The sequence below is a fragment of the Microbacterium sp. A84 genome (assembly GCF_051842815.1).
Taxonomy (GTDB): Bacteria; Actinomycetota; Actinomycetes; order Actinomycetales; family Microbacteriaceae; genus Microbacterium.
The window spans coordinates 1,038,366-1,063,055 of sequence record NZ_JBPXMS010000001.1; the positions used below are offsets into that span (position 1 = coordinate 1,038,366).

The 24,690-nt window shown below is 64.4% G+C and carries 25 protein-coding genes, 1 pseudogene and 2 riboswitches; of the genes and pseudogenes, 13 read left to right on the top strand and 13 right to left on the bottom strand.

What is annotated here, in order from left to right; all coding sequences use genetic code 11:
- Positions 1 to 13: 13 nt before the first annotated feature.
- The 7 genes from gcvH to ACSU04_RS05190 form a co-directional block, all read right to left on the bottom strand.
- On the bottom strand, positions 14 to 391 hold the full coding sequence (gcvH, locus tag ACSU04_RS05160; protein WP_439288639.1) for a glycine cleavage system protein GcvH: 378 nt from the start codon (positions 389 to 391) through the stop codon (positions 14 to 16).
- Positions 388 to 1,494 (bottom strand): glycine cleavage system aminomethyltransferase GcvT, encoded by a 1,107-nt coding sequence (gene gcvT / locus ACSU04_RS05165; RefSeq protein ID WP_439288640.1) that lies wholly within the window; start codon positions 1,492 to 1,494, stop codon positions 388 to 390. The genes gcvH and gcvT overlap by 4 nt, the downstream gene beginning before the upstream one ends.
- 54 nt (positions 1,495 to 1,548) lie before the next feature.
- Positions 1,549 to 1,646: riboswitch (glycine riboswitch) on the bottom strand.
- Positions 1,647 to 1,742, bottom strand: a riboswitch (glycine riboswitch). It lies immediately after the preceding riboswitch.
- Positions 1,743 to 1,857: 115 nt separating this feature from the next.
- Positions 1,858 to 2,691 carry an ABC transporter ATP-binding protein gene (locus ACSU04_RS05170; protein WP_439285772.1) on the bottom strand — a complete coding sequence of 278 codons (834 nt, stop codon included), beginning with the start codon at positions 2,689 to 2,691 and terminating at the stop codon, positions 1,858 to 1,860.
- A complete protein-coding gene (locus tag ACSU04_RS05175; protein WP_439285770.1) occupies positions 2,688 to 3,584 on the bottom strand; it encodes an ABC transporter ATP-binding protein in 897 nt (298 codons plus the stop codon). Before ACSU04_RS05175 ends, ACSU04_RS05170 begins: the two co-directional genes overlap by 4 nt.
- Positions 3,581 to 4,576, bottom strand: coding sequence for an ABC transporter permease (locus ACSU04_RS05180; RefSeq protein ID WP_439285768.1), 996 nt, complete (start codon positions 4,574 to 4,576; stop codon positions 3,581 to 3,583). The genes ACSU04_RS05175 and ACSU04_RS05180 overlap by 4 nt, the downstream gene beginning before the upstream one ends.
- The gene (locus tag ACSU04_RS05185; RefSeq protein WP_439285766.1) at positions 4,569 to 5,564 is read right to left on the bottom strand and encodes an ABC transporter permease; all 996 of its coding nucleotides are present in this window, start codon (positions 5,562 to 5,564) and stop codon (positions 4,569 to 4,571) included. Before ACSU04_RS05185 ends, ACSU04_RS05180 begins: the two co-directional genes overlap by 8 nt.
- A 46-nt stretch (positions 5,565 to 5,610) precedes the next feature.
- Positions 5,611 to 7,311, bottom strand: coding sequence for an ABC transporter substrate-binding protein (locus tag ACSU04_RS05190; protein ID WP_439288641.1), 1,701 nt, complete (start codon positions 7,309 to 7,311; stop codon positions 5,611 to 5,613).
- A gap of 237 nt (positions 7,312 to 7,548) precedes the next feature.
- Between ACSU04_RS05190 and ACSU04_RS05195 the strand changes: the two genes are divergently transcribed.
- From ACSU04_RS05195 to ACSU04_RS05225, 7 genes are read left to right on the top strand one after another with little or no spacing between them, the layout of a single operon-like run.
- Positions 7,549 to 8,277 carry an NUDIX hydrolase gene (locus tag ACSU04_RS05195; protein WP_439288642.1) on the top strand — a complete coding sequence of 243 codons (729 nt, stop codon included), beginning with the start codon at positions 7,549 to 7,551 and terminating at the stop codon, positions 8,275 to 8,277.
- Entirely contained in the window at positions 8,274 to 9,593 is a 1,320-nt protein-coding gene (gene nadA, locus ACSU04_RS05200) for a quinolinate synthase NadA (protein ID WP_439288643.1), read from the top strand. The genes ACSU04_RS05195 and nadA overlap by 4 nt, the downstream gene beginning before the upstream one ends.
- Entirely contained in the window at positions 9,590 to 11,128 is a 1,539-nt protein-coding gene (gene nadB / locus ACSU04_RS05205) for an L-aspartate oxidase (protein WP_439288644.1), read from the top strand. Before nadA ends, nadB begins: the two co-directional genes overlap by 4 nt.
- Complete coding sequence (gene nadC / locus ACSU04_RS05210) at positions 11,128 to 11,979, top strand: carboxylating nicotinate-nucleotide diphosphorylase (protein WP_439288645.1); 852 nt, start codon at positions 11,128 to 11,130, stop codon at positions 11,977 to 11,979. The genes nadB and nadC overlap by 1 nt, the downstream gene beginning before the upstream one ends.
- A 33-nt stretch (positions 11,980 to 12,012) precedes the next feature.
- Positions 12,013 to 13,152, top strand: coding sequence for a cysteine desulfurase family protein (locus tag ACSU04_RS05215; protein WP_439288646.1), 1,140 nt, complete (start codon positions 12,013 to 12,015; stop codon positions 13,150 to 13,152).
- A 9-nt stretch (positions 13,153 to 13,161) separates the two neighbouring features.
- Positions 13,162 to 14,103 (top strand): glycosyltransferase family 2 protein, encoded by a 942-nt coding sequence (locus ACSU04_RS05220; RefSeq protein ID WP_439288647.1) that lies wholly within the window; start codon positions 13,162 to 13,164, stop codon positions 14,101 to 14,103.
- Between the two features lie 24 nt (positions 14,104 to 14,127).
- Positions 14,128 to 14,901, top strand: a complete 774-nt coding sequence (locus ACSU04_RS05225) for an SDR family NAD(P)-dependent oxidoreductase (protein ID WP_439288648.1) — start codon at positions 14,128 to 14,130, stop codon at positions 14,899 to 14,901.
- 5 nt (positions 14,902 to 14,906) lie between these two features.
- On the opposite strand, the gene ACSU04_RS05230 is transcribed toward ACSU04_RS05225, so the two are convergent.
- Positions 14,907 to 16,985, bottom strand: coding sequence for an ABC transporter ATP-binding protein (locus tag ACSU04_RS05230; RefSeq protein WP_439288649.1), 2,079 nt, complete (start codon positions 16,983 to 16,985; stop codon positions 14,907 to 14,909).
- 196 nt (positions 16,986 to 17,181) lie between these two features.
- On the opposite strand from ACSU04_RS05230, the gene ACSU04_RS05235 reads away from it, so the two are divergent.
- The gene (locus tag ACSU04_RS05235) at positions 17,182 to 18,609 is read left to right on the top strand and encodes an MDR family MFS transporter (RefSeq protein ID WP_439289429.1); all 1,428 of its coding nucleotides are present in this window, start codon (positions 17,182 to 17,184) and stop codon (positions 18,607 to 18,609) included.
- Between the two features lie 26 nt (positions 18,610 to 18,635).
- On the opposite strand, the gene ACSU04_RS05240 is transcribed toward ACSU04_RS05235, so the two are convergent.
- Positions 18,636 to 18,767, bottom strand: coding sequence for a hypothetical protein (locus tag ACSU04_RS05240; RefSeq protein ID WP_439288650.1), 132 nt, complete (start codon positions 18,765 to 18,767; stop codon positions 18,636 to 18,638).
- A 70-nt stretch (positions 18,768 to 18,837) separates the two neighbouring features.
- On the opposite strand from ACSU04_RS05240, the gene ACSU04_RS05245 reads away from it, so the two are divergent.
- The 5 genes from ACSU04_RS05245 (at position 18,838) to ACSU04_RS05265 (ending at position 21,508) form a co-directional block, all read left to right on the top strand.
- Positions 18,838 to 19,329: a DUF6328 family protein gene (locus tag ACSU04_RS05245; protein ID WP_439288651.1), complete on the top strand. Its 492-nt coding sequence runs from the start codon at positions 18,838 to 18,840 to the stop codon at positions 19,327 to 19,329.
- Positions 19,330 to 19,408: 79 nt separating this feature from the next.
- Positions 19,409 to 19,984 (top strand): 1-acyl-sn-glycerol-3-phosphate acyltransferase, encoded by a 576-nt coding sequence (locus tag ACSU04_RS05250; RefSeq protein WP_439288652.1) that lies wholly within the window; start codon positions 19,409 to 19,411, stop codon positions 19,982 to 19,984.
- A gap of 108 nt (positions 19,985 to 20,092) precedes the next feature.
- The gene (locus tag ACSU04_RS05255) at positions 20,093 to 20,392 is read left to right on the top strand and encodes a Fe-S cluster assembly protein HesB (protein WP_439285739.1); all 300 of its coding nucleotides are present in this window, start codon (positions 20,093 to 20,095) and stop codon (positions 20,390 to 20,392) included.
- Between the two features lie 127 nt (positions 20,393 to 20,519).
- Positions 20,520 to 21,116 carry a flavin reductase family protein gene (locus ACSU04_RS05260; protein WP_439288653.1) on the top strand — a complete coding sequence of 199 codons (597 nt, stop codon included), beginning with the start codon at positions 20,520 to 20,522 and terminating at the stop codon, positions 21,114 to 21,116.
- A 2-nt stretch (positions 21,117 to 21,118) separates the two neighbouring features.
- Positions 21,119 to 21,508: a barstar family protein gene (locus ACSU04_RS05265; protein ID WP_439288654.1), complete on the top strand. Its 390-nt coding sequence runs from the start codon at positions 21,119 to 21,121 to the stop codon at positions 21,506 to 21,508.
- Positions 21,509 to 21,514: 6 nt separating this feature from the next.
- Here ACSU04_RS05265 and ACSU04_RS05270 read toward each other — a convergent pair.
- The 4 genes and pseudogenes from ACSU04_RS05270 to ACSU04_RS05285 form a co-directional block, all read right to left on the bottom strand.
- Positions 21,515 to 21,652, bottom strand: a pseudogene (locus ACSU04_RS05270) (pyridine nucleotide-disulfide oxidoreductase); the annotation flags it as partial.
- Between the two features lie 23 nt (positions 21,653 to 21,675).
- Complete coding sequence (locus ACSU04_RS05275) at positions 21,676 to 23,340, bottom strand: ABC-F family ATP-binding cassette domain-containing protein (RefSeq protein WP_439288655.1); 1,665 nt, start codon at positions 23,338 to 23,340, stop codon at positions 21,676 to 21,678.
- 28 nt (positions 23,341 to 23,368) lie between these two features.
- Positions 23,369 to 23,926: a HEAT repeat domain-containing protein gene (locus ACSU04_RS05280; RefSeq protein ID WP_439285731.1), complete on the bottom strand. Its 558-nt coding sequence runs from the start codon at positions 23,924 to 23,926 to the stop codon at positions 23,369 to 23,371.
- Positions 23,927 to 24,032: 106 nt separating this feature from the next.
- Positions 24,033 to 24,611, bottom strand: coding sequence for an alpha/beta fold hydrolase (locus ACSU04_RS05285; protein ID WP_439288656.1), 579 nt, complete (start codon positions 24,609 to 24,611; stop codon positions 24,033 to 24,035).
- Between the last annotated feature and the right edge of the window lie 79 nt (positions 24,612 to 24,690).

The window sequence follows — 24,690 nt, forward strand, 5'->3', positions numbered from 1 at the left end:
GGTCACTGCGAAATCAACCCTCGGTCAGGGCGACGTATGCATCACGATCGAGCAGCGCGTCAGCGGCGCCATCGGCGATCGAGATCTTGATGAGCCAGCCACCCTCGAAGGGCTCCGCGTTCACGAGCGATGGGTCATCGACGACAGCGTCGTTGATCTCTGTGACGGTCCCGACCATTGGTGCGTAGAGCTCGCCGACAGATTTTGTCGACTCAATCTCACCGACGATCGCGCCGGCGGTGAGCTCGGTGCCGACCGCGGGGAGCTCGACGAACACGACATCGCCGAGCTTGTCTGCGGCGTAGTCGGTGATGCCGATGGTGGCGACACCATCAGAGATGGAGAGCCACTCGTGCTCCTCGGTGTACTTCAGCGTGTTGAGATCAGTCATTTCTTCCTCCGGTAGAAAGGCAGGGCGGTCACAGTTGCGGGGATCTTCGTCCCCCGCACATCAAGGAACACGGTGGATCCCGCTTCAGTAAAAGTGGGATCGATATAGGCCATCGCGATCGGGTGGCCAAGAGTGGGGCTGAGCGCACCGCTGGTGATCTCACCGAGGACCGTGCCGTCTTCGGCGACAACGTCATAACCGGCGCGGCCGGCACGTTTGCCCTCGGCTGCGAGGCCGACAAGCACTCGCGCACCCTCGGCGGGCGCTGCCTCCGACTTACCGACGAACGATTCCTTGTCGGATGCCACGACGCGGCCGAGACCTGCCTGGGCCGGTTTGATTTTACGCGAGAGCTCGTGCCCGTACAGCGGCATACCTGCCTCGAGGCGAAGAGTGTCGCGGGCGGCAAGTCCGGCAGGAACGAGGCCGTGGGGCGCTCCGGCGGTGAGTACGGCATCCCAGACCGCGGCGGCGTCTGCGCTGCGCACGAGCAGCTCGAAGCCGTCTTCACCGGTGTAACCCGTGCGCGCGATGAGCACCGGCTGACCGTTGTAGCGCGCGGAGGCCCAGGCGTAGTACTTCTGCTCTGCCCACGGGATGCTGACCTCGGTGATGCCTTCGGTCGCAGCGACGATCGCCTCAGCGGCCGGCCCTTGCACTGCCAGCAGTGCATAGTCGTCGGAGACATCCGCAACAGCCGCGTCGAAGTCGTTGGCCCGCTCGGCGAGCGCTGCGGCGACGGCATCCCGGTTTCCGGCGTTGGAGATGATCAGGAAGCTGTCGTCACCGAGCCGATAGACGATCACGTCATCGATGATGCCGCCGGTCTCGGCGAGCAACAGCGAGTACTTCGCCTTACCGATGACCATGGTCGACAGGCGCCCGGCGAGCGCGAAGTCCAGATATGCCGCAGCATCCGCGCCATCGACGGTGAACTCGGCCATATGCGAGATGTCGAAGAGACCGGCTGCCTGGCGCACCGCGTGGTGCTCGGCAAGGTCGGAGGTGTAGCGCACTGGCATCTGCCAGCCACCGAAATCGGTGAAGGATGCGCCGAGCGACTCGTGTCGCTCGCGAAGAGGGGTGAAGCGGGCCTCAGCCATGGAGTTCTCCCGGATGGATCGGAAGGATGCCGTACGGAATGCACGGTATCCGAGAACTCCCCCTCTGTCATAGGCCTGAGAGTTTCACCGCCTGCAGAGCGCAGGAAGCTTTCACCGTCGGCGGATGCGTGAGCATCACTTTTCAGAGCGGCCTGACCGGCGCGGTACGCGTTACCTGAGAGATTGGCGGGGAGGCTTGCTCCTTCGGTGCTCGGCCGAATACACCGAGGCTCTCCCGCACAGGTCATGGGGCCTGTCTTCAGTTGTGCCTCCCATCCTACCCGTTGCGAGCGGGCGCTCGTGGCTCACAGTTTGCGTGAAACAGAGCCACGCGCGCCCACTCGCAACCTTGGGAGGGAAAAACTAGAGGGCGAGCTCGGCTCGCACCTCGTCGCGGAGGCGGCCGAAGTTCTCGGGCTCGGGGGCCGCACCCAGCAGCGTCTTCGTGTAGTCGTGCTGCGGGTTCAGGATCACCTCATCGGAGGGGCCCCGTTCGACGATGTCGCCGCGATACATGACGAGAATCTCGTCACTGAAGTGCCGAGCGGTCGCCAGATCGTGCGTGATGTAGAGCACACCAAGTTGCGATTCGCGCTGCAGATCGGCGAGCAGATTCAACACACCGAGGCGGATGGACACGTCAAGCATCGACACAGGCTCATCCGCCACGATGAAGCGCGCGCCAGGCGCGAGGGCACGGGCGATCGCGACCCGCTGGCGCTGACCGCCGGAGAGCTCGTGCGGACGACGCTCCGCATAGCTCTCCGCCGGCGTCAACTGCACCCGCTCGAGCAAGTCCAACGCGCGTGCGCGCACCTGCGCCGCCGACAGCTCACGGTGATGGATCCGCAGCGGCCGCTCCAGGTGGTGGATGATCGTGTGGAACGGGTTGAGAGACGCGAACGGATCTTGGAAGACCATCTGCACGTCAGAACGATAGCGGGCCAGCTCCCGCCCGTGCGTGCCGCTGGGCCGGCCATCCATCAGGATCTCCCCGGATGTCGGTGTCTCCAGCTTCATCAGCATCCGCGCGATCGTGGACTTTCCGCTGCCGGATTCCCCGACGAGGGCGACAGTCTTGCCTGGCTCCAGCGTGAAGGAGACGTCCTTCACCGCGTGCAGGGTCGTCGTCTTGAAACCGGAGCGGAGCCGGAAGTCTTTGGTCAGGTTCCGCGCTTCGAGAGAATAGTTGCTCATCGTTGCACCTCCGTGATGATGGATGCCGAGGCTGAATTGTCGACGGACCCAGTGACCGCCCCCGACCGCACGAACCCGCCGCGCTCGCCGCGCAGACTCGGAAAGCTGGAGAGCAGCTTCTTCGTGTACTCGTGCTGCGGTGTGCGGAAGATCTCCTCCGCCGTCCCCTGTTCGACGATCTCGCCCTGCAACATCACCGCGATCCGGTCACTGATCTCGATGAGCATCGGCAAATCGTGGGTGATGAAGATCACTGCGAAACCGAGTCGTTCACGCAGCCGCATGATCTCTCGGATGATGCCTCGCTGCACGACCACATCAAGCGCGGTGGTCGGCTCGTCCATGATCATCACCTGCGGATCCAGTGCCAGCGCCATCGCGATCATCACGCGCTGGCGCATTCCGCCGGACAGCTCGTGCGGGAAGCTCGTCAGACGTGCGGGGTCCACACCGACGAGTCGCAGCAGCTCCTCCGACCGCTCGGTCTTCGCACGGCGACTCATGCCTGGACGGTGCGTGTCGAAGATGTCGAAGAGCTGCGCCTTCACGCTGATCACCGGGTTGAGCGAGTTCATCGCCCCCTGGAACACCATCGAGATCTTGTCCCAACGGAACGCCCGCAGCTGTTCGTCCTCCAGTCCTACGATGTCGATGTCGGTACCGGAGCGATCATGGAAGGTGATCTCCCCGCTCGTCAACAGCGCCGGAGCCTTCAGGAGCCGATTCAGCCCATAAGCGAGGGTGGTCTTGCCGCAGCCGGACTCTCCCGCGAGACCCAGGATCTCGCCGCGGTGCAGCGTGAGCGAGACGTTACGCACGGCCTTGACCGGCGGATCTACCTCGTACTCGATGGATACGTTGTGTGCAGTCAGAACTGCTTCGGGGGCGGTCACGCGGTGACTCCCTTCGTCTTTGCTACCTTGCGCACGCGTCGAGCAGCATCTGGGGCGTTGCGTAGCTTCGGGTTGATGATCTCGTCGATGGAGAAGTTGATGAGCGACAGCCCGCAGCCGAGCAACGCGATCAGGATGCCAGGTGGGATGAACCACCACCATGCTCCGGTGCCCAAAGCTTGCCCGGACTGGGCGTCGTTGAGGATCGTGCCCCACGTGATCGAGTCCGTAGCACCGAGTCCGAGGTAGGAGAGCCCGGCCTCACCGAGGATCGCGAAGATGATCGCGAAGAGGAATTGTGCCGCCAGCAGCGGCAGCAGGTTCGGCATGATCTCCACCAGGATGACGCGGATCGACCGTTCGCCGGCGACCTTGGATGCGTAGACATAGTCGCGGCTGCGCAGCGAACGCGCCTGCGTGCGCAGCACCACCGCGGAGCCCGCCCACGAGGTAATGCCCAGCACACCGGCAACCAGCAACCAGCTGCGGGTGTCGAAATAGGTGGCGATCACCATCACCAGCGGAAGTCCGGGGATGACGAGCATGATGTTCGTGACGAGGGAGAGCACCTCGTCTTTCCACCCGCCGAGGTAGCCGGCGAGGATGCCGAAGAAGATCGACAGCACGACGGCGATGCCACCAGCGACGATGCCGATCAACAGCGAACCCTGTGTGCCATGTGCCAGCTGTGCGAGCACGTCGTAGCCGAGCTTCGAGGTGCCCAGCAGGTGCTCCATGTTCGGTGGCTCGAGTGCCGGGTTCTTGGAGTTGCGTGGACTCTGCGTGAGCATCGGCCCCAGGATTCCGAAGAGGACGATGCCGACCACCAGCACAATACCGATGACGAGCTTGATCGATGGCCGCGGCAGCATCGCACGGAATCCGCCGCGGGTGCGCCGCTGTGTGACGAGCACGGAGGTATCAGGCGCGGACGATGCCACCGTGCCGGTGATAGGGCCGCCCTCGACCTCAGAAAGTCGGGTTTCAGACATTGTGACGAGCCCTCGGGTCGATGAAGCCGTAAACGAGGTCCATGATGAAGTTCGCCGCGAGAACGGCGATCGTGATCACCAGGAACACACCCTGCATGAGCGCATAGTCGCTGTTCTGCACTGCTTGGAACATGAGCTTGCCGATGCCAGGGTAGGTGAACACCTGTTCCATCACGATGGAACCGGCGACGACGAAGCCGAGCGTGATCGCGAACCCGGCGATCGAAGGAATCGCCGCGTTACGTGCGGCGTAAGCAGTGAGGATACGACGGGGACGCAGCCCCTTGGCCTCAGCTGTAGTGACATAGTCCTCGGCGAGGGTGGAGACCATCATGTTGCGCATGCCGAACAGCCAACCGCCCACTGAGCTCAGCACGATGGTGAGCGCCGGCAGGATGGCGTGCGCCACGGCATCCGAGAAGAATGCCCACGTCCATTCCGGTCCGCCCGGAAAATCGAAGACGTTGTAGCCGCCGAAGATCGGGAAGACCCCCATGCCGACGGAGAACACCGACACGAGCACCAGCGCGAGCCAGAAGTACGGAATCGACTGCAGGATCGTTGTGGCAGGAATGATGTGATCCACCCAGGTGCCGCGCTTCCAGCCGACCCAGGCCCCCAGCCCGATGCCGAGCACGAACGAGATGAACGTGGCGACGCCCACCAGGATGACCGTCCACGGGAGCGCTGCGCCGATGAGTTCGGCAACAGGGGCTGGATACTTGGTGACAGAGACCCCCAGATCGCCCTGGAACATCCGACCCCAGTAGCCGATGTATTGCTCCCACAGCGGCGAATCATCCGAGCCGAGCAGCAGCTTGATGTTGCGGATCGTGGTTTCGGAGACCTCGCCGCCCGCACGCTGGATCTTCGCGATCATGATGTCGGCAGGGTTGCCCGGCATCATGCGCGGAAGCAGGAAGTTGAGTGAGATCGTGACCCACAGCGTGATCGCGTAGAACCCGATCCTTCTGGCATAGAACTTCATGTACTCGACTTCCTGCTTCCTTGCATTGTCGGGGGACGGTCAGTGATTAACCGACCGGCTCCAGGTGCTGCAGGATGTAGCCCGCGGCGATCGAACCCCAGGACGGCGGGAAGGCGTACAGGTTTTCTTCTGTGGGCCAGCCCGTGAAGTCCTTCGTGTTGTAGAAGGTCTGCGTCGCGTTGATAACCAACGGGATGTACGGCAGATCGCGGACGATCTCGGTCTGGATCGTGGCGTAGAGGTCGAGCTTCGTCGCCTCGTCGTTTGTCGCGCTCGCCGCCATGATCGCCTCGTCGACGACAGGGTTGTTGTAGCGGCTGAAGTTCCAGCGTCCTGTGGGAACTTCAGCGCCGACGGCGCCGGTGGATCCGGCTTCGACCCCGCCGACCCAGTCACGGTACATCTGGTAGGGGTCTGCGACGGACGTGCCGATCATGCCGCCGACGATCAGCTCGAAGGCGCCGGTCTGGCGTGAGTCGGAGAATTCCTGCCACTGCACGGTGGAGGCGTTGATCTTGATACCCGCATCAGCTGCCTGCTCGGTGATCAGCTTGGCTGCGTCGTTGTAGTCGGTCCAGCCGTCGACCGAGGTGAGTGTCATCTCGATCGGGACGCCGTCCTTGCCGTAGAAGCCGTCAGCGTCCTTTGTATAGCCGGCGGCTTCGAGGATGGATCCGGCCTCGGCGACGTCGGCCTCCTGCGGGCTGACCTCGTTGGCGGGGTCAGCGACCCACTTCGCGTCGCGCGGCAGCAGGGCGTACGTCGGCGACATGTCACCGGTGAGCCCGACGAAGGCCTTGTCCTTGATGGTCGCTCGGTCGATGGCGACGTTGAGCGCCTGCCGGACGGCCACGTCGGTCTGCGCGCCAGTACAGCCGAGGTCGGCGTTCGCGCAGGTGTAGAGAACAGTGGGGTCTTGAGGGGTGTTGATCCACTCGATCTTCCCGTTCGCGGTGACCGACTCGGGGTTCGGGATGAACATTCCCGCCCAGTCCAACTCGCCGGCGGCGAGGAGATCCTGCGCCGTCTGGTTGTTGTCGACAGCGATGTACTGCACCGTCTTGACGGCGGGCACTCCGGCATCGCGGAAGTTCTCGTTGGCGACGAGGATGTATGACTCACTGGTCACGCTGTCAACGACGTACGCGCCCGATCCGACTGGTTCCTCATTCGCGAAGCTCGCGAAGTCGTCCACCTCGCTCCAGATATGTTCCGGGAGAATCCAGGTGCCGCCGAGCCGCTGGAACTCGGTGGTGTACTGCGCCGAGTCATACGTCAGCACGACGGTGGTGTCGTCAGTGGCCTCAGCAGATACGAGACCGTTGCCCTCGGGGTTGTTGCCCTCGTAGCTGTAGGTGAAGGCGACGTCCGCTGCGGTAAGCGGCTCGCCATCGCTCCACTTCAGATCGGGCTTGATCTTGATGGTGATCACGGTGCCGTCTTCGTTGTACTCGTACGAGTCGCCGATCATACCGGTGGGGTCTTCGGCTGCTGTCTTGTTGAAGAAGAACAGCGGCTCATAGATCGGGCCAAGTGCACCGTGGAGCACTGTCGGAGCGAACACGTTGAAGTTCGCGGTGATCGGCGTCTGACTTCCGGCCCATACGCGCAGCGTACGGTCGCCATCACCACCGCTGTCACCGCCCTCGTCTCCCCCGCCGCCGCTGCAGGCGGTGAGGCCCATAGCCAGGACGGACACACCCGCGATCGCGGCGAGCACGACACGGCGCTTTCCATTGCGAATCATTGTTATTCCTCTCGGTGCTTCATTGCTTGGAGGGACTGCTCATCATTTACGACATAACCCCTCGAAGGGGTTTGTTAGGACAGTAACCTAACAAACCCATCCGGGGGTAACAAGTGTCTTTCCGATACCTCGATGTAACGATTTGGGATCGCGGGCAACACGCCTCTCCGTCATCGAGCGACTTTTCTTCACCTTCGGGTCACGAAGACACTAAGATCGATGACGGAGGTTAAAGTCATGACGACCAAAACTCAAGAATCCGGCATTCGCGTCGCAGTGTCGACGGTGATTCTGACGCTGAGACGCGCTCCCGGAGACGAGTTTCCTTCGCTTGCGCTGCCTCTCGTGCTGCGTACACGCGATCCACATCAGGAGAAATGGGCGTTGCCAGGTGGATGGCTCGAACCGGACGAGAGCCCTGAGGATGCCGCGGCGCGCACCCTGCACGAGACCACCGGTCTCTCCCCCAGCTACCTCGAGCAGCTCTACGCCTTCGGCGCGGTGGACCGTTCTCCGAGCCGCGTCGTATCGATCGTCTACTGGGCGCTGCTGCGCTCCGACGAGGTCGATGCGCAGAGCGCCGCGCACGTGGCATCCGGTCTCGCACCAGAGAATGTGCAGTCCTTTGATGCCCCGACCCTCCCCGCCCTCGCGTTCGATCACACCCAGATCGTCGACTACGCCCTATGGCGCCTACGCAACAAGGTCGGTTACAGCCGGGTAGCGCATGGATTTCTGCCGCCGACGTTCACCCTTGCCGATCTGCGCGAGGCCTACGAGGCGATTCTCGGCAAGCGGTTGGACCCGGCCAACTTCCGCCGTCAGGTAGAGACGTCAGGCACACTCCTGCCGACCGACGAGTTCCGCACCGGCAACCACCGTCCCGCCCGCCTGTACCGCTACAACGACGCCGTCGAGCTCGCCGATCGTGGCCCGCTCGCCGTGGAAGAGAAGAGGACCCGATGACCCTTCTGCCGTTCCCGCAGATCACCGATGCATCCGTGGATCACCTGATCCAATCGATCGTCGATCCCGCAAATGACACCGGCACCGATGCCACGTGCAGCACAGATCTCGCACAAGGCCCGTGGACGTTCGACAGCAGCCCTGGCTACGGCCCCGGGTCGTCTATGGGCGATGTGATCCCCACCGGGGCACCACGCCAGGGCGAACTGCCCACCGCGTACCGCGAGGCGAGCGAGGAAGCTCTCGATGCGCGCATCCGCGCGGCGAAGGCCACACTCGGCGAGCGCGTCGTCGTCCTCGGACACTTCTACCAGCGCGAAGAGGTCGTGCAGCACGCTGACTACGTCGGCGACTCCTTCCAGCTCGCGAATGCTGCGCTCGCACGCCCGGAGGTCGAGGCGATCGTATTCTGCGGCGTGCACTTCATGGCCGAGACCGCCGATCTGCTTTCCACACCCGATCAGGCGGTGATCCTGCCGAATCTCGCCGCGGGATGCTCGATGGCTGACATGGCCGACATCGACCAGGTAGAGGATTGCTGGGAACAACTCGCAGATGTGCTCGGCGATCTCGACGCGGTCGATGAAGAGGGCCGCGTGCCGGTGATCCCCGTGACCTATATGAACTCCTCGGCGGCGATCAAGGGTTTCGTTGGCCGCCACGGCGGAATCGTGTGCACCTCATCGAACGCCGAGACTGTGCTGGAGTGGGCGTTCGAACGCGGACAGCGCGTGCTGTTCTTCCCCGATCAGCATCTCGGACGCAACACAGCCAAGGCGATGGGAGTGCCGCTCGAACAGATGCCGATGTGGAATCCGCGCCGGCCCCTGGGCGGATCATCCGCTTCGCAACTGGCCGATTCGAAGGTCATTCTGTGGCACGGCTTCTGCTCTGTGCACCGCCGCTTCACGGTCGACCAGATCGATCAGGCGCGCATCGAGCATCCTGGCGTACGCGTGATCGTGCACCCGGAGTGCCCGATGGAGGTTGTGGATGCCGCGGACGAGGCCGGTTCCACCGATTACATCCGTCGCGCGATCGACGGGGCCACCGAGCCGAGCACTTTCGCGATCGGCACTGAGATCAACCTCGTGCGTCGGCTCGCCGCACAGTACCCGCAGCACGAGATCTTCTGCCTTGATCCCGTCGTCTGCCCGTGCTCGACGATGTACCGGATCCATCCCGGATACCTCGCCTGGGTGCTGGAGGAGCTGGTCGCCGGGCGCACTCCGAATCGCATCCAGGTCGCCGCCGATGTGGCGGCCCCTGCGCGCCTCGCGCTGGAGCGGATGCTGGCCGCAAAGCCCCGCGTATGAACATCCTCGTCGTCGGATCCGGCATCGCCGGACTCACCGCGGCCTTGCACGCCGCGGAGGCTGGCCACGCGGTCACCATCGTCACCAAGGGCGTGCTCGGTGGCGGCGGCTGCACTCCCCTGGCCCAGGGCGGAGTCGCCGGCGTCTACGGCCCGAACGACTCCGCAGAGGTGCACGCCTCAGACACGCTCGTCGCCGGCGCCGGGCTTTCCGATCCCGCAGCCGTGGACGTGCTCGTCCGTGATGGGTCCGCGCGCATCGCGGAGCTGATCGCCCGCGGAGTGGCCTTCGATCGCGCAGCGGACGGCGCTCTCAGGCTCGGCCGTGAGGCCGCGCACGCCCACGCCCGCATCGTGCACGCCGGTGGCGACGCCACGGGCGCCGCGATCTCGGCTGCCCTCATCGCGCAGGTCCGATCGCTCCAGATCGATGTCGTCGAAGACGCCTTCCTGGTCGACCTCCTCGTAACTGGCGGGCGGGTGCACGGCATTCGACTCCTCCGCAGCAGCGCAGCGGTCGATCTCCACGCGGATGCCGTGATTCTGGCGACCGGCGGTGCGGGCCAGCTTTATGCGCACACGACGAACCCAATCGGAGCGACGGGCGACGGGATCGTCGCGGCGATCAGGGCTGGTGCCGCTGTCGCCGATCTCGAGTTCATGCAGTTCCACCCGACCGTGCTGGTTTCGAATGCCGTGCTGGTTTCGAATGCCGTGCTGGTTTCGAATGCCGTGCTTGCCTCGGATTCGGCGTTTCTCATCTCCGAAGCAGTGCGCGGCGAGGGTGCGACGCTCATCGACGACGAGGGCAGACGCTTCGTGTTCGACAGCCACCCTGACGGCGAGCTCGCCCCACGCGATGTGGTGTCACGCGCCATCGTGCGGCAGGCCGCGGGCCAGGGCCGACCGGTGCTGCTCGATGCCACGATGCTCGGCGCAGAGCGTCTTGCCAGCCGGTTCCCTACCATCGACCGGGTCACGCGTGCACGCGGTTTCGATTGGGCACGCGAGCCGATCCCGGTGACGCCCGCCGCGCACTACCTGATGGGTGGCATCGTGACCGATCTCGACGGACGCACGTCGCTGTCCGGTCTCTTCGCGGCCGGTGAGGTCGCCTGCACTGGCGTGCACGGCGCGAATCGTCTGGCATCCAACTCGCTACTGGAGGGTGCCGTGTTCGGCGCTCGGGCCGCAGCGGCACTCGGCACAGCGTTCCCGTCACAGTTTCTGTCGCCACACGGCGCGCTGGGCGACAGAAACTGCGACGGGAACGCGGACAGTCGCCACTCGAGAGCGGATATCCAGCAGCTCATGTGGAACGACGTGGGGCTCCACCGCACCGACGATGGACTCGCCGATGCTCTCGCCACACTCCGTGCCTGGCGTGCTGCAGCACCATCTCCGGCCACGCTCACCGAGCACGAAGATGCCAATCTCCTCCTGCTCGCCGAAGCCACGGCATCCGCTGCTCTCGCCCGTACCGATTCCGTCGGCGCCCACCATCTCACCGCCCTCCCTGCCCTGATCGGAGCCTGATGCTCACCATTGCCACCCTCACCCGCGTCGTCGGCGCAGCCCTCGAGGAGGATGCCCCATGGGGCGACCTCACCAGCTCGACGCTGCTTCCGACCGATGCCACGGCGACCGCCGATCTCGCGGCCCGCGAGCAGGGAGTTTTCAGCGGTGGCGATGTGTTCGCGGCTGCGTTCACCCTCACCGATCCGACCATCCGCGTCGACGTGCACGTGGGCGAGGGAGACACGTTTGCACCGGGCGATGTGCTCGCCTCGGTGTCGGGATCTGCGCGCAGCATCCTCACCGCCGAGCGTGTGGCGTTGAACTTCACGCAGCGCATGAGCGGCATCGCGACGCTGACCGCCCAGTATGTCCAAGCGGTCGAAGGCACCGGCGTGCGGATCGCCGACACCCGTAAGACGACGCCGGGGCTGCGCGCATTCGAGCGGCAGGCGGTCGTCTCCGGCGGCGGCAGCAACCATCGCCACTCGCTGTCGGATGCGGTGATGGCCAAGGACAATCATCTGGCCGTGCTGCAACGTTCGGGGGCGGATCTCGCGACTGCCCTACGCGAAGCACTGTCGAGACTCCCGCACACCACCCACGTGGTGGTCGAGGTCGATCGGCTCGACCAGATCGACGCAGTGCTCGACGGCGGTGCACACACCGTGCTGCTCGACAACTTCTCGCTCGATGATCTCCGCGCAGGGGTCGCTCTGATTGGAGAGCGCGCGACGGTCGAGGCATCCGGTGGCGTTAATCTCGACACTGTGCGCGCCATCGCCGAGACCGGCGTCGACGTCATCTCGGTCGGAGCGCTCACCCACTCGGCGCGTGCGCTGGATCTCGGACTGGACGTGCGGATCGACTGATGCGGTACCTCGACTAGTGCGGAATCTCGACTGATGCTTTATCTCGACCATGCGGCGACGTCTCCGGTGCGTCCGGAGGTATTGGATGCCATGCGTCCGTTCCTGACGGGTGTGTTCGGCAACCCGTCCAGTCACCACACCGTCGGTGAGGCTGCGGCGAGCGCGCTGGAGGATGCCAGAGCCCGGGTCGCTCGCGTGCTGGGCATGCGTGCAGGTGATGTGATCTTCACGGCGAGTGGCACGGAGGCGAATAACCTCGCGGTGAAGGGGGTCGTACTGGCTGGCCTTGAGCGAGGTCGCCGCCACTTCGTGACGACACCGATCGAGCATGAGTCGATTCTCGAATCTGCGGAGTACTTGCGGCGGTTCCATGGCGTCGAAGTGACCTATGTGGCGGTCACCGCCGATGGGCGTGTGACGCCGGATGCCGTGGCGGATGCTCTGCGCGACGACACAGCGCTGGTCTCGCTCGGTCACGCGAACAACGAGATCGGTACCGTGCAAGATGCGGCAGCCATCACCGCGGTAACCAAGGCAGCGAGTGTGCCACTGCATCTGGATGCCGTGCAGTCAGCCGGATGGCTTCCGCTCGCTGGCCTCGGGGCCGATGCGATCTCGATCGCGGGGCACAAGCTCGGCACACCCAAGGGAATCGGCGCGCTGGTGGTGCGCGGGCGGGTTCCGTTGGAGCCGCTGCTGCACGGCGGCGGGCAGGAACGCGGACGCCGCTCAGGCACCGAGAATGTCGCCGGAGCGGTGGGGCTTGCCGTCGCCTTGGAGCTGGCGGAGGCTGAGCGGGAGTCAGCATCCGCTCGTGTCGGCGCGCAGGTTGCACGGTTCATCGCCGGGGTGCTGACGACTCTGCCGCAGGTCGTGCTGACCGGAGATCCCATCGACCGGCTCCCAGGAACCGCGAGCTTCACCTTCGCGCGAACGAGCGGAGAAGCCGTGCTGCTGGAGCTTGAGCGCCGCGGCGTGATCTCTTCAAGCGGCTCGGCGTGCGCGGCCGGCAGCGATGACCCCTCACACGTGCTGCTGGCCTGCGGGATCTCGCCGGAGATCGCGCAGACCTCAGTGCGCTTCACCTTCGCCCGCACGCCGCTGGCCGAGAACGCGCCGGAGCAGCTGGCGGCGCTCGTTGCGGACGCCGTGCGCGCCGTCGCAGGGCCATAGACTCAGCTGGTGCCCGCACCGATCGTCACGCTCATCGTCCCCGGCCGCGACATCGCCGCGTTCGCACCCGCCGCAATCGCTTCCCTGCAGGCGCAGACGGAGCCGCGCTGGCGCGCCATCCTCATCGACGACGGATCTCTCGATGCGACAGGTGAGATCTTTGCGGATGCCGCAGCGTCCGACCCACGGTTCACCTTCCTCAGCCACGGGGCCTCGCGCGGCCTGGGCGCCGCACGCAACATCGGTCTCGGTCAGGTCGACACGCCTTTCCTCGGCTTCCTCGACGGTGATGATGAACTGACGCCCACGGCTCTTGCACGCCTCACCGGCACTCTCGCCGAAACAGGCAGCGACTTCGTTGCGGGCGCCTACGTGCGATCCCGGTTGCAGGGTGAGGTCTATGTTCCTGGGCAAGTGCAGCCGTGGACGGCCGCGGCCACAGATCCCGCGCGCCGTGCCACGACGATCTTCGAGCACCCACACGCGTCGGCGAATATCGTCGCGTGGTCAAAGATCAGCCGCACGAGCTTCTGGGATGATCTGCGCTTTCCCGAGGGCGTCGCCTACGAAGACCAGATCGTCGCGCAACAGATGTATACACGCGCCGCGACCTTCGATGTCATCCCCGATGTCGTGGTGCATTGGCGGCTACGCGCCGACGGCACGTCAATCACCCAGGGCAAGGGCCGACTGCCGGTGCTGCGCGACTATCTGGCGGCCCTCCGCGGCGGCATCCGCGTTCTCCATGCTGCGGGAGCGACGGATGCGGTGACCGCCAGGCTCGATCTCATCCTCGCGATGGACGTGCCGCCGCTCCAGAAGATCATCGACACCCACCCCGACCCCGCCTACGCCGCGGAGGTCACGGCGTTCGTTGACGAGCTGCGCTCGCTTCCCGAGTTCGCCGACACCCACCCCGATCCGCACCTCACCGCCGCGCTGGCCTGGTGAGGGTGCAGTAAAGGCATTGACATCGTGAGCACTTACCTCGATTCCCTCTTCTCGCTCGATGGCCGCACCGCCATCGTCACCGGCGGCAGCTCCGGCATCGGCCGCGGCATCGCGACCGCGCTTGCCCGCGCCGGCGCATCGACCGTCGTCGTCGCTCGCGGCCAGGAACGCATCGATGAGACCGTGCGAGACCTGCAGAATGCCAGATGCCGCGTCGCCGGCGTCGTGGGCGATCTGAGCACGCGCGACGGCATTCACGCGCTCGCAGAGGCTGCGACCGAGCCTTTCGGGGAGCCGGACATTCTGGTGAACTCGGCTGGCATCAACATCCGCCCGCCGTACGCTGCGATCACCGAGGACGACTGGGATGCCACGATGACCGTGAACGCACTCGCCCCGTTCCTGCTGGGACAGCGCTACGGCGTCGGCATGGCGGAACGCGGCTACGGCCGTCTCATCCACATCAGCTCACAGCAAGCGCATCGTGCCTTCGTCGGCAGCGGCATCTACGGCGTCTCGAAGGGCGCGGTGGAATCCCTGATGCGCTCCGAGGCGGAGGCCTGGGGCGGCACCGGAGTCACGAGCAACACGCTCGTTCCCGGCTTCGTGCTCACTCCGTTGAACGCCCGACTGCAGGAGGATCCGGAGAAAATTGCCGCCCTCGCCGCGCGCACCATGATCGGCCGCAACGGCCTGCCGAGTGATTTCGCCAGCGCCGCGGCGTTCCTCGCCGGCGCGGGCTCGGCGTACGTCACCGGCCATTCGCTGTTCGTCGATGGCGGCTTGTCAGCGCACTGAGCGAATCACCCCTCCGCGGGATACACGCGCTGATCCGTGCCGGCACCATCGAGCAGCGGTACCGGTGCGGTGAGCGTCGCGACGGCATCGGCACCTGCTGAATCGTCCGGAGCCCGATCGGCCCGCCGTCCGGCGTACCCTGCCGCAATGTCACCGGTGATCGTTCCTTCCGCGACCGCCTCAGCCTCGAGTACGCGGGATGCGGCAACCTGCTGCGCCGCAAGCTCCGCATAAAGCCCGCCCTGCGCCAGCAGTTCGCTGTGCGTGCCGGACTCGACGATCTGCCCTGCCTCGATGACGTGGATGACATCGGCTCCCATCACGGTCGATAGCCGGTGCGCAATAGAGATCGTGGTGCGCCCCTTCGATGCCTCGTCGAGTGCTTCCTGAACGACGCGCTCAGACACGGTATCCAGCGCAGAGGTCGCCTCATCGAGCAACAGCACCGGCGGGTCCTTCAGTAATACCCGAGCGATCGCGATGCGTTGCTTCTCGCCACCGGAGAGACGGTATCCGCGCTCGCCGACGATCGTGTCGTAGCCGCGCTCGAATCCGGCGATGATGTGATGGATGTTCGCTGCCTCACAGGCTGCGATCATCTCCTCCTCGCTGGCTTCCGGCTTCGCGTACATCAGGTTCTCGCGGATCGTGGAGTGGAAGAGATAGGTCTCCTGCGACACGATGCCGATGTTGTCGATGATCGACTCTTGGGTCAGCGTGCGCACATCTGCGCCGGCGAACAGTACGGCTCCGCCGTGAGCCTCGTAGAGCCGCGGAGCGAGGTAGAGCACGGTCGTCTTTCCTGCGCCTGACGGACCGACGAAGGCGACGTGCTGGCCGGGGTCCGCGACGAACGAGATGCCCTGCAATGTCGGGCGGCTGTCTTCGGCGGCATCCGGGTAGCGGAAGATGACCTTGTCGAACTCCACGCGTCCACGGGGGCCGGGTGCCTCGTTGACCGTGATGGCATCCGGGGCATCCTTGATTTCCGGCACGAGGTCGAGGTACTCGAAGATGCGGGCGAACAGGGCCGATGACGTCTGCAGATCGAGCGACACGCGCATCAGACCCATCAGTGGTTGCAGCAGTCGCGCCTGCACGGTGGTGAAGGCGACAACTGTTCCTGCGGTGATCGCACCCGCGCCTCCCGCGATCAGGTAGCCCGACACCAGATAGATCACGGCCGGCACGCTGGCCATCAGCACCTGCACGACCGCGAAGAAGCCCTGACCGCTCATTGCTCGGCGTACCTGCAGCGTGACCTGGTTCTCATTCTCGGCCTGGTAGCGGGCGGACTCCGTGCGCTGACGGTTGAATGATTTCGATAGCAGCATCCCTGAGACGCTCAGCGTCTCCTGCGTGATGCTGGTCAACTCACTCAGCGACTCCTGCGTTTCCCCCGCGATGCGCGCCCGCACCTGGCCGACACGGCGCTGCACGATGATCAGGAACGGCATGATCACGATCGCGATGAGCGTGAGTCGCCAGTCGATGATGATCATCGCGACCAGCGATGCGGCCACAGTGACGACGTTGCCCAGAATGCTCGTGACTGTGTTCGTCAGCACGCCGGAGACTCCACCGACATCGTTCTGCAGTCGGGATTGGATCACTCCGGTCTTGGTGCGAGTAAAGAAACCGAGCTCCATCGCCTGCAGATGCTGGAACAGCCGCACTCGCAAATCTCCGGTGACGCTGTTACCGACCGTCGAGGTCAGCCAGGTCTGCCCCACACCGAGCACCGCGGAGACGAGGAAGAGGCCCACCATGATGAGCACGAGCCGAATGAGCAGACCGATCTGCGGGCTGCCGCCGGCGACCGGGAAGAGGGCATCATCGAAGATCCGCTGAACGATCAGTGGGGGGATAACGGCGATGGCAGCACCGATGACCACGAGGATGCCGGTGATGATGATGCGGCCGAGGTAGGGGCGAAACAGCGAGACGACGCGTTTGCCCAGACCAGAAATCGTCGGAGCCTGCGCATTCAGCTTCTTTTGCGCGACTGCATCGACGCCGCGAAAACCGCCACCACCGCCGCCGCGTCCACCGCCGCCACCCATACCGCCGCCGCCCATACTCATTCGGTCAGCTTATCGGCGTGAAGTTTCGCCGCCTCGGGAATGCCGCCGCGACATAGCGCGTTATCCTTGATCGTTGAGCACGAGAGCATGCCGTATCTGTCGGCTTCATCTCTGGCCATCCGCCACCCCCATCCACTGAGGAGACGTCTTGGCCACCACATCCACCGGTTCGGCACCCATCGTGAAGCCGGAGCCGATGATCGCGCCCTCTGACATGCGCGTGATCTGGCTGCTGCTGGTTGCCGCATTCGTCGCGATTCTCAATGAGACGACGATGGGTATCGCAATCCCGCACCTCAACGACGACCTGGGCATCCCGCCCGAACTCGGTCAGTGGCTGACGAGCGCGTTCCTGCTCACAATGGCGGTCGTGATCCCAACCACCGGCTTCCTGCTGCAACGCTTCACGACTCGTCAGATCTTCATCGCCGCGATGAGCGCATTCACCCTCGGAACTCTGGTGTGTCTGCTCGCGCCCGGTTTCGCGGTTCTCCTTGTCGGCCGTGTCATCCAGGCAGCCGGCACCGGCATCATGATGCCCCTGCTGATGACCACCGTGATGAATGTCGTTCCCGCACACTCCCGCGGTCGGATGATGGGTCGCGTCGGTCTCGTGATCTCGCTCGCACCCGCAATCGGTCCCACCCTCGCCGGTGCAGTGCTGGAGACGTTGAACTGGCGTTGGCTGTTCGCCATCGTGCTGCCGATCGCGATCATCGCTTTGGCGATGGGCGTGAAGTGGATGACCAACCTCGGCGAGACGAAGGATGCTCCGATCGACGTGCTGTCGATCGTGCTGTCTGTCTTCGGTTTCGGTGGCGTCGTCTACGGTCTGAGCCAGTTCGGCGGCGAAGCCGAGTCGAACGGTGCAACGATCGGCGTGATCTCGCTCGTCGTCGGCGCAATCTCACTCGTGCTGTTTGTGTGGCGCCAGTTGCTGTTGCAGCGCAAAGACGATGCGCTGCTTGATCTGCGAGTCTTCCGCTCCGGCAACTACACCATTGCCGTCATCATCATGGCTGTGCTGTCGCTGGCCATGTTCGGAACGCTCACTCTGCTGCCGCAGTATCTACAGAACGTCGCCGGTCTTGACGCATTCCAGTCGGGCTTGATCCTGCTGCCCGGTTCGGTGCTGATGGGTCTGCTCGGCCCGCTGATGGGGCGCGTCTACGACGCCGTCGGCACTCGCCCGCTGCTCATCCCTGGCACGATCATGGTGTCCGCGGCTTTGTTCTTCTATTCCACGGTCGGTCAAAGCACCGAGTGGTGGATGCTGGTGATCGCACAGACGATGATGTCGGTGGGAATGGCGATGTCGTTCACGCCGCTGTTCTCCGCATCGCTGGGTTCGCTGCGTCGACACCTGTATTCGCATGGCTCTGCCGTGCTGAACACTCTTCAGCAGGTCGGCGGCGCCGCTGGTGTCGCAGTGCTGACAGTGACCTACTCGTCGTTCCTGCACGCGGGCGAGCACGAAGGACTCTCGACCGCGGTCGCCGGCGCGCCGGGTGCACGCATGGCGTTCCTGATCGCAGCGATCATCTCACTGGGAGCAGTCGCGCTGAGCGCCTTCGTCCGCAAGCCAGCGGATGACATAGATGAGGCCTTCCGCAGCGGTCATTGATCGCGGCGGAAGCGCGACCGCGCGAGTTACTCTGCCGGGACTGCGCAGGACCCGCCGCAGCAGGATCCGGCACTCTCATCACCCAGCAGGTTGAGGCCTGCGGGAGCGGTAAGAGGCTGCACGTTCGGCGTGGCCTCTGAGTTCTGCGAAGTGGTCATGGCTCCATGCTACGCCCACCGGCGCAGACAGGCTCTGGACAACCGCGACAACGCCGCGAAGACTCAACGTATGGATCGAGATACTTCCCGCGAGGCGCACAGCGGCGACGGCCGAGACGAGTCCGCGAACAAACGCGCGGACCGTAACTGGGATGAGCTCATGCAGGAGCTGCGAGTGATGCAGACCGGCACCCAGGTGCTCTCCGGTTTCCTCCTCGCCGTCGCCTTCCAACCACGCTTCACCGAACTCGACGATTTGCAACGCGGCCTGTATCTCGTGTTGGTCGGCCTGGCAGCGCTGGCGACGATCCTGTCGCTCGCGCCCGTGGGGATGCATCGATCACTGTTCGGGATGCGGCGCAAACCACAGCTTGTCCAGGTGGCCGCGCGAATGGTCAAGGCCGACCTGGTCGTCATCGGAATGCTGAGCGTCGGCGTTACAACTCTGATCGTGGATTTCACGCTACAGCGCGGACTGGCCATTGCCGTGCTCATCATCGGGGCCCTCATCGTGATCGGATTGTGGCTCGTGCTGCCGTTGTGGATCGCCCGCGATCGCTGAACAGGCGCGGCGATATGCATTCCGGGTCCATTCCGGGTCCATTCCGGGCGAGGCATGTCGGCTGACCTACGGTTGAGGGATGCTGCGTCGATTCTTTGCCCGTGTCTTTTGGACGTTCAGCCGTTGGAAGTTGACCGGCCAGCCCGCTCCCGATCGCCCCACTGTGCTGATCGGCGCACCGCACACCTCGAACTGGGACTTCGTGCTGATGCTTGCCATCGCCTGGCGTCTGGGAATGGATGTGCGCTGGTTGGGCAAGGCGAGTCTTTTCGCCGGCTGGCGCGGACCAGTAATGCACAGACTTGGTGGAATCCCGGTGGACCGTGCGGACCCCAGCCGAGTGGTGACGGATGTCGTCGCGCGGATCAATTCCGGTGAGGTGTTCGGTCTGGTCGTCACACCCGACGGCACGCGCGGTTCGAACTCGTACTGGAAGTCGGGTTTCTACCGAATCGCCCGTGAGTCGGGAATGCCGGTGACGCTCGGTTTCGTCGACCGAACCACGATGACCACGGGGCTCGGTCCGACGTTCGAGCTGACCGGCGATGTCGTAGCCGACATGGATCGTATCCGCGCGTTCTACGCAGACAAGGCAGGATTTCGCCCCGAACTGCGCACCGAACCGCGTCTACGCGAAGAGAGCTCTCCGACTTGAGAGGTTCCTCACAATCCCCCGCTGGGGGTTGAAGGCCACCGCGTATTGAGGCATCGTGGCCCGGACATGTTCTGACCGGAGCATGTCCGCAACCGGAAGGAGAGTCCTGTGCTCACCCTGACCGAAAACGCAGATGCCGTCGTGACCACGATCGTCGGCCGAGAGGATGCCAGCGCAGACGCGGGGCTTCGCATCCAAACCGCCGAGGGGCAGGGGGCGAATGGGGAAGCACGCTTCGCCGTTCACGTCGTGCCCTCCCCCGAAGACGCTGACCTCGTGATCGAGGGAACCGGCAGTCGAGTCTTCCTGGAAGAGAATGCCGCCGAGGCTCTCGCAGACAAAGTGCTCGACGCCGGAGTGGATGACCAAGGCGCTGTCAGCTTCACGATCCTGCCGCAACCTCGCTGACGATCACTTTCGACTTACCCCAGGGGGCGGGATGCGACGGCATCTCGCCCCCTTGCTCATCACCGCCGCATTTCGGTGTGTTTCAGTTCTACATACGACGATGTCCACTGGTGTCTATCGTCGCGTTATGACTGAGCTGCGTTTCGCCTCCCCTTCCACGGTTGCACCCGTTCGCGATCGCGCAGACAATGCCGCGAATCTACTGGAAGGCGGATCCGTCTCTGCCCACACGTTCAAGGCCGTGTTCCGCGGTCATCCATCTGGTGTCGCTGTGATCACCGCCCACGACGAATCCAGGCCTGTTGCACTCACCGCCTCGTCTGTGTCATCGGTCAACGTCGACCCGGCGCTACTCATCTTCTCGGTATCCGGTCAGTCATCCGCGACTCCGGTGATCTCCAGTGTCGCGACTATCGTGGTGCACATGCTCGATGCCGACGACCTGGCGATCGCACAACTCGGTGCACGGAGCGGCGTGGACCGCTTCGCCGATGCTTCTTCCTGGGCACGACTGGCGACGGGAGAGCCGGTCTACGCCGGCGCTCGCGCATGGGTACGTTGCGCGATCGTAAGCCGGATGGAGGCAGGCGGATCAATCGTCATCGCTGCGCGCGCGCTCCAAGCCCACATCGAACGCGACATCGAACCCGGTGACCACGGCAACGCGCTCGTCTATCACAACCGCAGTTGGCACCGGCTCAGCGACGAATCTCGTCTGGAATGATCATGACGAAATATCGCATCGACGGCGCCGAGGTGAACAGCATCTCCGACCTCTACGAGCAGTTCAACCGCGAGCTGATGGCCGATGCAGACTGGAGTATGGGGCAGAGCCTGGATGCACTCAACGATGTCCTCTACGGAGTCGACGGCGCCATCCGCGATGGCAATCCGGCCACATTCGTCTGGAATGATCATGCGCATAGCCGTGAGTCGCTCGGATTCGATGAGACACAACGCTGGATGCTCGACAAGCTCGCCCGCCCTGGCACCTTCGATGATCGCCGCATCCAGTCAGATCTCGACAACCTCCGAAACGGAGTCGGCCCGACCTACTTCGAACTCATCCTCGAAGTCTTCGCCGATCACCCGCTCATCGAGCTTCAGCTGCACTGACCTGCTTCACCGCAGCGCGCCAAGCACCTCGTTGAGCGCCTCGGTCATCGACGGATGGGTGTAGATCGAGTCACGAAGCTCGGAGGCGGTGATGCCATGACGAATCGCCATCGCGATCAGGTTGATGACTTCCTCAGCAGGCACGCCTGATCAGCGAAGTTGCTCTCTCAGAGCTCTGTGACCTGTCCTGCCTCGACCCGCCAGTGCCGATCGGTCTGAACTGTGGCGAGCATCCGCCGGTCATGGGTGACGAGAAGCAGTGTGCCCTCGTATGATTCCAGCGCCTCCTCCAACTGTTCGATGGCAGGAAGGTCAAGGTGGTTCGTTGGCTCGTCGAGCACCAGAAGGTTGACACCGCGCGCCTGCAGCAGGGCGAGACCCGCACGAGTGCGCTCTCCCGGCGACAGCTCGTCGACGGGTCGATTCACGTGGTCAGCCTTGAGCGCGAACTTGGCGAGGAGCGTGCGCACCTCACCAGAGGCCATGTCTGGAACGAGCTCCTCGAAGGCGTCCGCAAGGGGCCTGGATCCGGCGAGCAGAGAGCGGGCCTGATCGATCTCGCCGACCTGAACGCTGGCGCCGAGGCTCGCCGTTCCTTCATCAGGTGTCTGTCGGCCGAGCAGAGCGCGCAGCAACGTCGATTTTCCGGCGCCGTTGGGCCCGGTGATTCCAATGCGCTCCCCCGCGTTCACCTGCAGCGACACCGGGCCGAGAGTGAAGTCCCCCTGCCGGAAGACTGCGGAACTCAGCGTTGAGACCACCGAACTGGAACGCGGTGCCGCGCCAATGGTGAACTCGAGCTGCCATTCCTTGCGAGGTTCGTCCACTTCGTCGAGTCGTGCGATTCGACTCTCCATCTGGCGGACCTTCTGCGCCTGCTTCTCACTGGACTCGGTCGCAGCCTTGCGCCGGTTCTTGTCGTTATCCGGCGCCTTCTTCATCGCATTGCGCACACCCTGGCTCGACCACTCACGCTGAGTTCTGGCGCGCGAGACGAGGTCGGCCTTCTTGCCAGCGAACTCGTCATACTTCTCTCGTGCGTGACGGCGGTTCGTCGCCCGTTCCTCCAAATAGGAGTCGTAGCCACCGCCGAACACCTGGTTCGATCCCTGCGCCAGATCCAGTTCCAGCACTCGTGTCACGCAGCGCGCGAGAAACTCACGGTCGTGGCTGACCAGCACCACGCCGCCACGGAGCCCGCGAACGAAGGTCTCCAGCCGCTCCAGCCCGTCGAGGTCGAGGTCGTTGGTCGGTTCGTCCAGCAGCACGATGTCGAATCGCGAGAGCAGCAGCGCGGCCAGTCCGACCCGCGCCGCCTGTCCACCAGACAGCGAGGTCATCAGAATCTGCTCCGACGCCCCCTCGTCGAGCGCGAAACCCAGGTCTGCGAGCACGGCGGGGATTCGCTCATCCAGATCCGCGGCTCCACTCGCCAGCCAGCGATCGAGCGCCGCCGAGTAGACATCGGAGGGGTCTACCCCGTCGGCGACGAGTGATGGGTCCCCGAGGCCAGCGGCCGCGGCATCCATCTCGACGGTCGCATCCGCACATCCCGTGCGGCGAGCGATGTATTCGGCGACGGTCTCGCCTGCGACACGCTCATGTTCCTGCGGCAGCCAGCCGATAAATGCGTCGGCCGGTGCCAACGCGATCGTGCCGGCCTGCGGCTGGTCGACGCCGGCGAGTAGTCTGAGCAGCGTCGATTTCCCGGCCCCGTTCGCGCCGACGACTCCGACGACGTCACCGGGTGCGACGGTCAGGTCAAGCGAATCGAAGAGGGTGCGGTGGCCGTACCCGCCGGCCAGGCCTTGGGCCACGAGTGTTGCGGTCATGCTTCAATCCTGCCATCCGCAGATGGTGTCAGTTCTTCGGGAACCGCGCTCGCAGCACGTCGAGGCTCTGCTGGACTCCTCGGCGAACCTCGACCTCCGGGTCCTTGAGCAGCACGCGTATGCGGTCCAGATCATCCGCGGACCCCACCGCTCCCAATGCCCTGGCCGCGGCCACACGCACGCGCGGCACGTCATCACCGAGCAATTCCGCAAGTTCGGATGCTGCGGGGAGCTCGCGCGCTGCAACGACCCGCGCCCCCATTTCGCGCACACGCCACGCTGGGTTATCCAGGGTGCCGATCACAGTGGAGGCCGCCGACTCATCCCAGACGTAAAGCAACGCACGCAGGCCCCACAGCTCCGGCCAGTAGAGAACTGGCGCGCCGTCCAGAATGCCGCGGGCATGTTCGCCGCCGACGAAGAGCAGAAAGTCCCCGCCTTCGTTATTACCGGCGAGTAGCGACAGCGAACGAGAAACTACGGCCGCTTCCCCATACCGCTCGACAGCCACCGCCAATCGACGCTCGGGCGGGAGATCGACGGGAACCGAGTTGGGTGAAGATTCTGCTGCTGAATTTCGGGGCACACCTCAACCATAGTTCTCGGTGCTGATGGTGCCGTGTGTGCGTGATCGCGTTGACGGCCGCTCACCGTCAGATTCCGCCGGCTCACCCACACGGTCTAGCCGAGGCTCAATCCCAGTCGAGGTATTCCTCGATGATGACCGCGGTCTCGATAGGGTGCGTCGCCGGGAACAGGTGATCTGCACCGTTGATCGTCTTGATGCTCGCACGCTCTGGCGCGGTCGCCTGCAGCTTCTCCGCGACGGCGGGCAGGTTGATCTCGTCCTTCGTCGCCTGGACGATGAGCACCGGAATCCCTGCGGCGAGCGCAATCTCTTCGTCTTCGACCCCGAGCAGCAGCAGTCCGTTCACGCGGTCAGTGTGCTCTGCGGCGAACACTCGCGCCGCGGTGCCACCGACTTCATGTCCGCCAATCCAGGCGTCGTCGAGCCCGAGGTGATCGATGACAGCGATGACGTCTTCCACCCGCTCGCGGATGGCCACCGCGCGGTCGGAGGCAACATCGGCACGCGATCCAATCTGGATGACATGGAAGCCCGCCTCTTCTGCGAGGTAGTGCGACACGACTCCCAGAGCATCCTCGTTGCGACCCGATCCGGTAATCAGAACCAATGAGACGGGGCCGTCGCCCTCGACGATGTAAGGCACGGCGCGGCCTTCCGATTCGAAGATACTCTTCTGCGTCACTGTCGCCAGTCCTCCTGTGTCGTCGACGTGTTCCTCTTTCACTCGATGAGCGAAAGGGAACGCCACAACGTTACCGCGC

Excerpts from the sequence above, each read along its gene's own strand:
- gcvH (WP_439288639.1), bottom strand. The coding sequence starts at position 391 with ATGACTGATCTCAACACGCTGAAGTACACCGAGGAGCACGAGTGGCTC.
- gcvT (WP_439288640.1), bottom strand. The coding sequence starts at position 1,494 with ATGGCTGAGGCCCGCTTCACCCCTCTTCGCGAGCGACACGAGTCGCTC.
- ACSU04_RS05170 (WP_439285772.1), bottom strand. The coding sequence starts at position 2,691 with ATGAGCAACTATTCTCTCGAAGCGCGGAACCTGACCAAAGACTTCCGG.
- ACSU04_RS05180 (WP_439285768.1), bottom strand. The coding sequence starts at position 4,576 with ATGTCTGAAACCCGACTTTCTGAGGTCGAGGGCGGCCCTATCACCGGC.
- ACSU04_RS05185 (WP_439285766.1), bottom strand. The coding sequence starts at position 5,564 with ATGAAGTTCTATGCCAGAAGGATCGGGTTCTACGCGATCACGCTGTGG.
- ACSU04_RS05190 (WP_439288641.1), bottom strand. The coding sequence starts at position 7,311 with ATGATTCGCAATGGAAAGCGCCGTGTCGTGCTCGCCGCGATCGCGGGT.
- ACSU04_RS05195 (WP_439288642.1), top strand. The coding sequence starts at position 7,549 with ATGACGACCAAAACTCAAGAATCCGGCATTCGCGTCGCAGTGTCGACG.
- nadA (WP_439288643.1), top strand. The coding sequence starts at position 8,274 with ATGACCCTTCTGCCGTTCCCGCAGATCACCGATGCATCCGTGGATCAC.
- nadB (WP_439288644.1), top strand. The coding sequence starts at position 9,590 with ATGAACATCCTCGTCGTCGGATCCGGCATCGCCGGACTCACCGCGGCC.
- nadC (WP_439288645.1), top strand. The coding sequence starts at position 11,128 with ATGCTCACCATTGCCACCCTCACCCGCGTCGTCGGCGCAGCCCTCGAG.
- ACSU04_RS05215 (WP_439288646.1), top strand. The coding sequence starts at position 12,013 with ATGCTTTATCTCGACCATGCGGCGACGTCTCCGGTGCGTCCGGAGGTA.
- ACSU04_RS05230 (WP_439288649.1), bottom strand. The coding sequence starts at position 16,985 with ATGAGTATGGGCGGCGGCGGTATGGGTGGCGGCGGTGGACGCGGCGGC.
- ACSU04_RS05235 (WP_439289429.1), top strand. The coding sequence starts at position 17,182 with ATGATCGCGCCCTCTGACATGCGCGTGATCTGGCTGCTGCTGGTTGCC.
- ACSU04_RS05240 (WP_439288650.1), bottom strand. The coding sequence starts at position 18,767 with ATGACCACTTCGCAGAACTCAGAGGCCACGCCGAACGTGCAGCCTCTT.
- ACSU04_RS05245 (WP_439288651.1), top strand. The coding sequence starts at position 18,838 with ATGGATCGAGATACTTCCCGCGAGGCGCACAGCGGCGACGGCCGAGAC.
- ACSU04_RS05250 (WP_439288652.1), top strand. The coding sequence starts at position 19,409 with ATGCTGCGTCGATTCTTTGCCCGTGTCTTTTGGACGTTCAGCCGTTGG.
- ACSU04_RS05260 (WP_439288653.1), top strand. The coding sequence starts at position 20,520 with ATGACTGAGCTGCGTTTCGCCTCCCCTTCCACGGTTGCACCCGTTCGC.
- ACSU04_RS05265 (WP_439288654.1), top strand. The coding sequence starts at position 21,119 with ATGACGAAATATCGCATCGACGGCGCCGAGGTGAACAGCATCTCCGAC.
- ACSU04_RS05275 (WP_439288655.1), bottom strand. The coding sequence starts at position 23,340 with ATGACCGCAACACTCGTGGCCCAAGGCCTGGCCGGCGGGTACGGCCAC.